Genomic DNA, 11763 nt, shown 5'->3' on the forward strand with positions numbered 1-11763 from the left:
CTACTTTTCGTACAAACCCTGATCCGCGAGGCTTTTTTCCCCAACTTCCGCAACGCCCAGCAACGCTTTCAGCGTTAAGCCACCCTGGGCGTTCTGCCGGGTGTCCATCCGCTGTACCAACTTCGAAACGGCATAATCCCCATGGCCCTTGAAGCTGAGCACGACGTCACCCCGCAAGCCGATGTCCCTGGCATACGCCTCCCGGAAGATCACGCTGTGGCCATTGTCCGGGTCTATGACCACCAGATGCTCGTCGACAATACTCAACAGCAACTCGTCTGGTTCATCCAGCTCCCAGATCATCTTACCGGGCCCTTTCGCCGTGCTTTCAAGGGTATGCCGACAGTTGAGCACGACCGCCTCGAGTCTCAGCCAGGCCGCCTTCGACAGCCGAAAGCTCTTCACTCCCCGCCCCATGCGCAGGACCAGCGTCGTGACACCATCCGGCATCAGTGGCAGGAAGTCATCGACCTGCCCCTCGACGACCATGACTTCGCCATCGCGCTGCACGTAGCTGAGGGAACCCGCGAGTTCCATGCCCGGATAGGTCAACAGTTGTCCATTGCTGTTCTGATGGATCAATACGTTACTTTCGCGCTGGGTTCCAAGCACCTCGAAGGATCCCGGAATCGCGGTCCGTGGGACACGAATCATGCGTTTGCTCTGGGTGACGAACCATTTCAGGTTTTCGGGATCCTCCACCGACAGCAGTGAGCTATGGGCTGGATAGTCCATCAGTCGCTTGAGCGCCTCGCGCTCGCGTCCCCCCTGAGCGGCAACCCACTCAAGTGTGACACCGGTCATCAACGCCGGCTCCCGATCCCGCAACGAGACCACCACGCCTTCGAATGTCACGCCACGCAGCCCCGCCCCTTCGACCGTCAGTTCGACAAATTGCCAGGGTGCCCATTCGCGTTGCGCAACGGGTAGCGCATCAGCCTGCAATAATCGTGAACCTGTTCCAAAGGCCGATGCCAGCCGTTGCGGGTCGATAAATCCCTGGCGATAGACCTCTCCACTCGAAACATCGAACAACCAGGCCGCCTCCCCATCCGGGGTTACTCCCAGCAAGCGCACTTCCTTGCCACGACCCGGTTCGGCCAGCAACACCCGGCTCCCGATGCACCAGGCACACAGCGTCGCGTCGCCATTGAAGTTGCGCAAGCCGATAAGGGCCAGGCGCTCGTCTGGGTTGCGCCGGGCCAGTGAAGCCAGTTCGGACCACCACTGCGTCCGGTCTTTGAACCAGGCCTCAGTCACGCCTCCCAACTCCAGGTCTCCCCGATCCGTCAGGTTGTAGAACAAACCATCCGTAGTCAGCGCCAGGTACCCATCCTCGACAGCGATGACATTTTCCAGCTTGTCCGCCCGATGGAACCGGCTGGACCACTGTCCTTTACCCTCCACCAGGGGGCGCTGCCTGCGACAGAGTTCCTGTTTGAGCCTGTCATAGATGACAAATACGTCGCTGCCGTCAGCTGGCGCAAGCAGTGTCAGGTCCGTCATGTTCTTGATCGAGTCCGGCCATCCACGATAATGATTGCGTCCCGGTGAGGGACGGATGATCAACTGGTCGCTGCCGCGAACCCAGGCCATGTCCCGTAGTGACTCTTCGATCTTCCAGCAAACGGAAACAAATGGTGCCGGGCGCCAGTTGACCGTGACGAAGGTATCGTCATGATCGGCATAGAGCGTTACCGGATAAGCGTTGCCCAGCACCTGCGTCCAGTCGGCCAGCGTCTCACTGGCGCTGAAAATGGATTCCAGGGTCGGGTCCAGGTCTCGCGTTACCGAACTCAGCAGCAACTGTCCATCATGGATCACATAGACCAGTCGCTCGGTTGTCTGGTCAATGCGGGTGATCTCCTGCACCACATGAATCACACCCTGCGCGTCCGCCTCGACACCCTTGATGACGGTCGCCGTCTCGCTCGCGGCCCAAAGCCAATAGCGATGGCTCAACAACCCGGTGAGGGCGTCGACTTGCCAGATCACCAGGCTCTGCGGCTCGAAGAAGTAGGCATAGCCACCCGCCACTGCGCCCAGCGTGGCATCCTCGGCGCCTGGCAGATCGTTGCGGATATACAGGAAGCGGTCTTCCCTGGCGTCGTACCAGGCCGTGATGTACCGGGGTTCATCCGTCTTCTCGAACGGAATCAGGTAGCGATGGATCGGTGTGTAAGGCAACGCCAGACGGTGTTCTTGAACCAGAGCCTTCAGGTGCGCTTGCAGGGCCTGTCGATCCACGCCCGATGGCACATCCTGCTCGATCAGGATGAGAGAGCTCGTAATCAACTCAACCCGGAATAACTGATTGTCGGCGAGCCGGAGCAGTATTTCGTGGTGACCATCCCCTGTAAGCATCACCTCCACGTCACTCACGAACAGCTTGGTGTTGCGCTCAAAGCGAACTTCACGTTCGCGAGCCCAAGGAGCATCCAGCACCCAGGTCGACTTCTGCGACCTCAACGTCTCGAACGTCAGGTTCACGCCGGGACTGAGCAATACGTTGCAGCGTCCGCCGGCACCGCGGACCCGGTAGTTGATTTTTCCATGCCAGATGGCGGGAAGAGCAGGCACCACCAGTGAGCGCTCGAGAGTGTCGAGCATGACGTTGATCACGGTCGGTCGATAGTCCGGGACCATCCGGTAGAGGATGTAATCGCTCGGAAATGAATAGAACGAAAACAGGAACAGCCATCCACCATCGGCCTGCTTTTTCTCCAAGCGCCGCGCCGTGTCGAATCCGGCGTCATGGCGCAACCCGGCGAATGGCAACGCCTTGTATTCATAGCGGTAGCAGGTTTGCGGCACACAAGGCAGCACAATCGCCTCGGAGGCGGGCGGCATGTACCTGACTCGATCCGTCAGGCCTAGCTCTCGCCGGATGTTGATCGCTCGTTCGTAGTCAAGATCGAAGGTCGGGACACCGAAATGATCCCGTAACGGATACAGCCTGGGACTGTCCAGCTGAAGTCGGCCATGGGCCAGGTCCAAGGTCTGGATGATCAACGAGGGACGCGGCAACCAGCTTTTGCTACGGGCGTCAAACCGATAGGCCTGCAGATGCGCCTTGGTCACCTCATCGAAGAACAGCCCGACCTGCCTGGCCTCCTCGGCAATGCTTGCAAATCCCTGGGCCAAGGCTGCCAGTCCCACCGCCAGCCCGCCGAGGATCACCGCCGCGCCCCCGAGAAACGCTCCGGCGGTCGTGGCGCCGGCGGCGAGCGCTCCCGCCGACAGCACCAGGCCGGCCGAGTCGAACGCCAGTTGAGTGCCAAATTGGGCCCGGGTGACCTCGTTGGTTGCTGTCGCCAGTTGATAGATGTCGAAACCGACATTCGCCAGTTGCAGCACGCCGCCGGTGGCCTCGCTCACACTGGGCCCCACGGCAGCCTTGACCACCGGGGCGACGGTGCGCGCGATCAACTTCTCTTCGGCCAGCGCCTGTCGGACCAGACCGACCAGGCCCGCGACATCGACCACATTACCGTGCACCAACTGCGCGTAATTGACGTAGGCATGCAACCGTACCGCCAGGGACAGCGGCCGATCAGGCCCCTCATGTTCTTTGAGCGCGGTCATCAGCGCCTGGATGGTGAAGCCAGCATTGAGGGTATGAACACTGCCCACTTCGGCAGGATCGCTCGCAACGGCGGGTTTATTGGCCAACGCCAGGAAGCGTTCCGAGAGGTAATTCTTGATACGCAGGAGCCGATGGTCGTCCGAGATGATCCGAACCAACTGGTCGGGGTTCTGCGGATCGATCAGGCTTACCCGGTACGTACCGTCCGGTGCGATCTCCAGGGTTTCGAACAGAGGAACCCGTAGGGAGGCCGACGGATCCTGCTGCCAGAGCCGCGTCGTTACCTGCGCGATTTGTTGGCCCCACCAATGGCCGTCCAGTGCCAGCAGGCAACTGCCGAGCCGGGGATTGTTTATCAGCGATTGTCCACGGGCACTGGCCAAGCGCTGTTGCACAGGGCGTAGCCTCTGCCCGGGCAGCGCACCGGGCTGCAGCAGTTCCGAGACTTTGATGGTGTCCGGCAATACGGTTCTCGAAATTTTCGCACCGTCCAACTCGAACAGATCGAAGGTCGGCCGTGTCGCCTCTCCGTAGGCCGCGTAGTGAGCGGCCATTCCCTCTTCGAGAAAAAACCGCTCCAGTGCCTGCCTGAACCGCGTGGCATGGGCGAACTCGAAAAGACCGAAATTCGGATCGTAGAAATGATAGGTGCTGCGTTCGCCCTCGAAGGTCCTGCCCACCAGCATGGCGTGGTTATCCGAGTTGAGCATCAGCGTGCTGGTGGTCGCCCTGGCTTGCAAGACTTCCACCACCGCCTTCAGGTCCGAGCGCGCCAGTGCCACACCGACCTCGCTCGCCTGAACATCGCGCAAGGCTTCCACCCCTTGCAGGAAGGTCATGCAATCGCTCGCCTCGGGTTCGATGGCCCCCAGGTAGAATCGCTCGCGCAGGGTGTTCACCGCAGCCTTGTCCGTCGACAACGCGGCCGCCATGATCAGGCTCAGTGGATAACAGCGCCCACCGACTCTGTCGCCTTCGCCCTGGAGCAGCAGGTCTTGCGGCACCAGCTTGATCGCGTCGGCTTCAAAGCCGTCCAGGACGACACCGAGGCGCTCAATGACCCGCACGCGGTATTCAAGCTTCGCCAGCCGCTGGATCCGAGCCACTCGCTGCCCCCATTGGCGCAACGTCAACGGCTGCTCCAAGGCGTTTTTCTTCAATCCCAAGGCGGTTTCAGCATGCACGGCCGGGTAGTCGACAGGGTCGGCCAGCCCGGCCAGGAATGCCGGTGCGCGCTGTTGGTACAACGCCTGCTCGATCACCGCATAACTGCCGGCGGTACCTCGTTCACCCAGGTTATTGGCCAGGTTATCGAGCTGCGGGCGAACGGCGTCGAAGCTGCGGTTATCCAGCGACTGTGCACCGACCAAGGTCCCCAGGAGCAGACGCTGCAGCGGACTCAACTGTGCCGCTTCAAAACTGCCCTTGGCGAATCGCTCCAAGAGTTCGACGACAGAAAGCCGCTGCGTCTGTGGATCACCCAACGACGCGGGCGGCAGCAGGCTGGCGCTTTGAGCACGGATCGACTGGCGCGCCTCGAAACTCAGCGGTATAGGCCGGTCGAAAGCCACCACACCGGTATGGCTACGCCCCATCATCGCCATGAAAGGTTCACCCAACTGATCGGCCAGATGCTGCAACAGGTCGGTGGACAGCACATGGCGTCCTTCCACCAACGGCCAGCCTTCATCGAACTGGAGCGTGCGGTATTTGAGCAGCTCCGCCAGATCACCGGCGTAACGGGCCTTGAATCGGCCTTCCTGCCAGCGTTTCTTCTCGCCATCGAGCCACTGTTGGGTGTCGCTTTCGTTCTCTTTCCAGGAATGATCCTGCTCTTCTTCGGTAGCGCGGTTGACTGTGGCAACGGCTGGAATGGCGATCCCGACCCGCCAGTTCTCGGCACTGCGAGGGGTGAAGTTCGCCCGTTGATAATCGGCCATACCCTCGCGCATGGCGCCAGGTCCGGTCAGGTAGATCGTTACTTCGCTCTGGGGACGAATGCCGTCGCTGTAATACGTCGCGGCAGCCTGCACGAGGAAGGACACCGCCATCTCCGCCTCCGAAGGCAGCTCATGCAACGGACCAAACACGTCGGTCGCGGCTTGCTGCGCCAGACCGGCCATGGCATCGACATCGATAAGCGCGACGTTTTGCTCGTCGGCCAGGCGAGCGGTGGCGTCGACGATTTCATAATTGAGCCGGAAACGTTCGAACACCGTCTCGAGCATCGCCGCCCCCGGGTGGGCCATCAGGAAAGCGTTGCTCAGGGAATTCTGCTCAGCGACGGCACGCAGTTCATAGGGGCGCGCAAGACGCTCCACCGGGGTGCGAAAAACCTGATTGAGCTCCGGCTTGCCGTCTGCAAAACGCGTGAGCGCCTCGATATTCTCCGCCGGGATCTGCCCCAGATAGTCAGTGTATTGGTGACGCAACGCCTGACGGCCGGGCATCCATTCAGGATTGCGGTCTAGCAGCAATTGCAGCACGCCCAGGCGCGCATCGGTCTTGAACCCGCGAATATCCACCCCGCCCAGTTTTTCCTGCAATGGCGGCAAGTTGTCGACATCGGCATAACTGCCGCCTTCGTTGAACAACGCTTCGAGACGCACCACATCGGAACCCGAGGCCAGATTGCAACGCAGGCTGATCTCGCGCTCGTAAATATCGTTCAGGTGCAGCGGCACATCACCGTGGGCAAGGTCGCGCAACGCCAGATTTCCTTCGGACACAGCGGAAAGACTGAGCCGGTTGGCGGCCCTCAGGGCAGTCAGCCGCGCCTTGTCCTCACCATAGGCCCGGACCAGCAGGTCAATCCTCGCGTCATCGGCGCTGCCGCCGTTTTCCACGAACTTTTTAATGTGCGCGAACATTTGTTGTTTCAAGACGATGACCCGCTCTTCATAGCGGTCGCCCAACTCGGAGGGATCGATAATATCTTGTGCGCCATTGAGCATTGCATCGGCCTTGGCGGCTTCGACAATGATCCGGTTGGTTTCATACGCCAACAATGCATCACTGTCATACCAGAGATTAACTTGATAGCCCTCACCGGCCATCACCTTTTTCCAGATAGTTATATAGTCGCGCTGAATGGCACCCATGCCGCCCCCCAGCCAGACGAAATGCAATTTCTTCGGCACTTCAGTGGCCGGCACCTTTAGTTGCTCGACGCTGTGATGCAAACGCTCTTCATAATCTTCCACAGTGTCGTGGATGTACGTCAGATCAACCGCCGTCGTGCCACCCGACGGCTCCAGTTCCGCCGTGCGGCGGCGTCTGCCACCCCGTTGCAGCGCCCCCAGCGCCTGCTTGAGCAGCCCCAACGGTTCCAGCATGCCAGGCGCATCCAGCGCGGCAATACAGCCAAAGTAATAGCGCAGCACTGCATCGTACCGATCGGTGCCTTTATACGTGACCAACGCCTGTTCAATATCCTTCAACTTCAACAAGCCGACGAAATCGACGTAACCGCGCATTGATGTAAACCGGGTTTCACTCATGAACAATACTTCCATTTATTGCATGTAAACAGGCCGAGGCCCGCATCGGAAAAACAGTCATCCACAAGTGCATCCCAGCACTTGGACGTTAACGTTCGGAAAATAAATCTCTCGATGACCTTGAATGAAAGTAACCCACGATCAAGGCGCCACTCAAACCCAATAAATTTCCAAATAAAAAACAAACTCAATGTTGCAAGCGCACGCCATCCACAAGTGACAAAACTTATAGAGCGACTCTAAATAGGACACTGACGAATTCAGCGGTGATGGCAGCCCGAACGGGCTGCCGAATCGAATCAACGAGGTTTGCTGCCGTACCAGCGCGGCGTATACACCCAGTCGCCCCCTTCAGCGCGGGGGAACACACACGTCGTGGAGGACCCCACCAGCACCATGGTGCGCATGTCCACCTGGTCCGGGGTCAGTTGTCCCAGGGTGGTGACCCGCAGGGTCTGACCCGGACGGCCGATGTCGCGCCCCAGGACCACCGGAGTGTCAGACGTGCGATGCTGCGCGACGATGTCCAGCGCACGCCCCAGTTGCCATGGTCGCGACCGGGAGATCGGGTTGTAGAACGCCAGGGCCAGGTCGGCCTGCGCCGCCAGGTCCAGGCGCGTCTCGATGATCGACCAGGGCTTGAGATTGTCCGACAGCGACATCACGCAGAAATCATGACCCAAAGGCGCACCGGCCTGGGCCGCCGTGGCAAGAGAGGCCGAGACGCCGGGCAGGATTTGCAGGTCGACGTTGTGCCAATGGACGTCCGTTGACTCATGCAAGGCTTCCAGCACCGCTGCGGCCATGGCGAACACGCCCGGATCGCCAGACGACACCACCACCACGGAGCGTCCCTGGGCCGCCAGTTCAAAGGCGTGTCGAGCGCGCTGCATTTCTTCACGGTTGTCGGTGCAATGCTGCACCTGATCGTCCCGGAACGGCCCCGCCATGCGTACGTAGGTTTCGTACCCCAGCACATCGGTGGCGCGGTCCAGTTCGGCCCGCACGGCCGGCACCATCAGGTCTGCCGCCCCTGGGCCGAGGCCGATCACCGCCAGGCGTCCGCGCCCGCGTCCGATCCGTTGCGGATTGAGGGGCTGCTCGGCCACGGCAATGGCGACGTCATTGACGATTTGCAGCGAAGCCGGTTGACCCAGAGCCTCGCCCAACCAATGCGCGATGTCGTCGCCGGCCGCCACAAAACGCAGCGGCACGCCCAGGGCCGAGGCCGCCTGATGCAACTCGGGACGCGCCATCTCAGTGTCCACTGCCAACAGGCACGCCAGTGATTGCATCGCGAGGCCCGCCTGAAGCAAGGCGTCGTCGATGGCAGTGGCCACATTCGCCACGCCGGCCTTCAGCGCCACCACTACTTGGCGCGGGTAGATACGCAGCTCGTCGACCACCGGAACGGTCGCGCTGCAATCGATGCGAATCGCCAGGCGCGCCCGCTCGTCCTGGGGCAGCTGCGCCTGGTCCAGCCAGGGGGCGGCGCCTTCGATACGTACCGGTTCGCCGGCCAGCAGGTCGGAGACGAAGCGCTTGCCTTGCTCCAGGTCGTCGAGGCGGTAACCGCTCGGTGGATTGAGCAGGCACGTGCCAAAGCGCAGTTCACCGCTGGTGGTAATCGCTGGGGCGACTTGCAGGCTGGCCGCAATCTCCCGGGCCAGGACATTGACGCCGCCCAGGCCGCCCAACAGCGGCACCACGGCACTGCCGTCTTCCGCCACTGCCAGCACGGGCGGCTCGACGCCTTTTTCCAGCAGCAGCGGCGCCAGGGTACGAATGACGATGCCGGCCGCGCACAGGGCGATGATCGGCGTGTCTTGTTGATAAAGCTCGCGCAGCGTCGCGCCAAACTCGGTGTAGGGGCGATCCACACCCTCGACCCGCCCGGCCAGACCGTGAATCAACGCGTCGGGATAGCGCTGCTGGATCCGCCGGGCCGTTGCGAGGCTGCCCGGCCCGAGGATGACGATTGCCGCAGTCCTGGACGTCATCCTTGCCACCGCTCGCCCGGCACGATGATCAGCGAGAAGTACGGCGAAGACATCGGCTCGACTTCATCCAGCGGCACGATCTTCTGATTGGCCATGGTAGCCCGCTCGACGTAGAGCGCCCGTCCGTCCAGGCCCAGCTCACCGAGCACCTGGCGGACCTTGGGGAAGTTGCGCCCCAGCTTCATGATCACCGCCGCATCGGCATCGGCCAGGCGGCGCTTGAGCTCGTCATGAGGCAGTACGCCGGACAGCACCGACAGGCTCTGGTTGCGATACACCAGCGGCGCGCCCAGCACCGAGGCGCCGCCGAGCATCGAACACACGCCGGGAACGACTTCGGCCTCGTAGCGCTCGGCCAGGCGATCGTGCAGATACATATAGGAGCCGTAAAAGAACGGATCGCCCTCGCAAATCACCGCGACGTCGCGACCGGCATCCAGGTGCACGGCCAGGTGTTCGGCGGCGGTGTCGTAGAAATCGGCAATCACCTGTTCGTACGACAGCGGCGCCGGCAGTGCTTCGGTAGTCACCGGGTAGACCAGCGGCAACAACGTTTGCTCTGTCTGCAAATGGCCCTCGATGATGCCAAAGGCGTTGCCCTTCTTGCCCTTGGCGACGAAGTACGCCACCACTGGCGATTCGCGCAGCAGGCGCAGGGCCTTGAGGGTAATCAGTTCCGGGTCACCGGGGCCTACGCCGAGGCCGATCAGACGTCCAGGCTGCTGCATCATTCAATCTCCGTAGCGAGGGCGTTGACGGCGGCGGCGGCCATGGCGCTGCCACCCAGCCGGCCTTGCATGATCACGAACGGCACGCCGCGGCTGTTGGCCGCCAGCATCGCCTTGGACTCGGCGGCACCGACAAAGCCCACCGGAAAACCGAGGATCAACGCCGGTTTCGGCGCGCCGGCATCGAGCATTTCCAACAGATAAAACAGGGCGGTCGGCGCGTTGCCGATCACCACGACGCTACCTTCCAGATACGGGCGCCACAGCTCCAGGGCAGCCGCCGAACGGGTATTGCCCAGTTCATTGGCCAGTTGCGGCACACGCTCGTCGCGCAGGGTGCAGATCACCGGGTTGTTGGCCGGCAGGCGAGCGCGGGTCACGCCCTCGGAAACCATGCGCGCATCACACAGGATCGGTGCGCCAGCAGCCAGCGCCTGACGCCCGGCCGTACCCGCGCCGTCGGAAAACTGCAGACCGTCGACGGCCTCGACCATGCCGCAGGCGTGGATCACCCGCACAGCGAGTTTTTCCAGATCCGGCGGGATACGCGACAGGTTGGCCTCGGCGCGAATGATCGCGAAGGAGTTGCGATAGATCTCCTGACCGTCGCGAATGTAATCAAGCATCAAAGGGGCTCCGGGGGTGAGCGTCGAACCAGTGGCCGAGCGCTTCAATCGTCAGGTTGCACGCCTGCAACGCGCCGAACCCCGGCAGCGTGGCATCGCGAAAATAGAGGTCGTAGCGACCGGGTCCGACTGCCAGCAAGGTGGCGGGCGCGACATGGGCCGCCGCGCAGGAACGAGGGCAGCCGGTCAGATGGATTTTCAAGGCCTGCCCGTGGCGTTGCAGCCGTTCAGCCAGTTGCCTGGCATCGGCCTTGGTATCGGCCAGGGCCTTGCCGCAGCCGCTGGAGCCGGTACAGGCGATGAGGGTCGCCAGAGGCTCATCGGGCGAGCACACCAGGCCCAGCTCACCCAGTCGCGCCAGCACCTGCACCGCGTCATGGCCGCCGACGTTGGGCAGCAGCAGGCTTTGCCAGGGCGTGAAGCGAAGACTGCCGTCACCCTTCTCCCGCGCCAACTGCGCTGCCCCCCGCAGCATGACGGCATCGAGCCGACCGAGAGGGGCCAGGGCGCCGACGTAGACCAGGTCGTCACGCTGGGGATGAATACCGATGTGCAATCCATCGACGGACGCGCCCCGCTGCCAGTCGAGGCAAGGTTGCAGCGCCACGCGACGGGCCAACCGGGCGATGAACTCATCCTCTGGGATTTCGGCCAGCAAATGCCGCATGCGTGTCTGGTCCGGGCGGGCCAGGTCGAGGAACAACTCCAGCACCGCCACCACCAGCGCGTGCCCTTGGTCCAGGGGCACCCTCCCCGCCGCCCTATCCAGCGGCGAGCCAGCCAGCCCGAAGGCCAGCCAGGACTCACCGCGATGGACAAGCGCGGATAACCACAGGTCATGGTGATGTTCGAGCATCGCCATGGCTTCACCGCCATCCAGTTGCACGGCGAATTTCGCCGACAGCTCATGGAAGCGTGCGTGGGTTTGCAGGGTGAGCAGGATCCGTGCGGCCAACGGTCGGGTATCGAACAGCATCTGCCGATCGATCCCGGCCGAGGGACTGAGCATCAGGTTGCGGACATCGTCGCCAGCCGGGGTATGGGGGCCCAATCCAGCGGCCAGCAACTGTTCGATCAGCGCATCCTGCGCCGCGCCAATCCCACGGATCTGCAAGTTGGCGCGGTTGGTCGCCTCGATGACCCCAGCGGCGAACCGCTCGGCCGCCGACGCCACGGCGTCGGCCTGAGCCGACTGAATGGACCCGCCGTCGAGCTTGATCCGGCAAATCCCACCGTCCAGCGCCTGGACGACACGCAACAACCCCGGACAACCCGTGGGGCGTATGACGCAGGAGGATGGATGTTCGTTCAAGGGAAAACCGG

General features: G+C 62.2%; 5 protein-coding genes. All 5 read right to left on the bottom strand.

Translation table 11 applies throughout. From position 1 onward, the window contains the following. The 5 genes from EGM97_RS13975 to cobG all read right to left on the bottom strand — a co-directional run bounded on the left by EGM97_RS13975 (position 1) and on the right by cobG (position 11752). Positions 1–7086, bottom strand: a complete 7086-nt coding sequence (locus EGM97_RS13975) for a TcdA/TcdB pore-forming domain-containing protein (RefSeq protein ID WP_238965383.1) — start codon at positions 7084–7086, stop codon at positions 1–3. Between the two features lie 299 nt (positions 7087–7385). Then, positions 7386–9086, bottom strand: a complete 1701-nt coding sequence (gene cobJ / locus EGM97_RS13980; protein ID WP_238965382.1) for a precorrin-3B C(17)-methyltransferase — start codon at positions 9084–9086, stop codon at positions 7386–7388. Next, entirely contained in the window at positions 9083–9814 is a 732-nt protein-coding gene (locus EGM97_RS13985) for a precorrin-2 C(20)-methyltransferase (protein ID WP_238965434.1), read from the bottom strand. The genes cobJ and EGM97_RS13985 overlap by 4 nt, the downstream gene beginning before the upstream one ends. Then, the gene (locus EGM97_RS13990; protein WP_053155511.1) at positions 9814–10440 is read right to left on the bottom strand and encodes a precorrin-8X methylmutase; all 627 of its coding nucleotides are present in this window, start codon (positions 10438–10440) and stop codon (positions 9814–9816) included. The genes EGM97_RS13985 and EGM97_RS13990 overlap by 1 nt, the downstream gene beginning before the upstream one ends. Further along, a complete protein-coding gene (cobG, locus tag EGM97_RS13995) occupies positions 10433–11752 on the bottom strand; it encodes a precorrin-3B synthase (RefSeq protein WP_238965381.1) in 1320 nt (439 codons plus the stop codon). Before cobG ends, EGM97_RS13990 begins: the two co-directional genes overlap by 8 nt. Positions 11753–11763: the final 11 nt, after the last annotated feature.

The organism is Pseudomonas sp. AF32 (assembly GCF_022342325.2).
Taxonomy (GTDB): domain Bacteria; phylum Pseudomonadota; class Gammaproteobacteria; order Pseudomonadales; family Pseudomonadaceae; genus Aquipseudomonas; species Aquipseudomonas uvaldensis.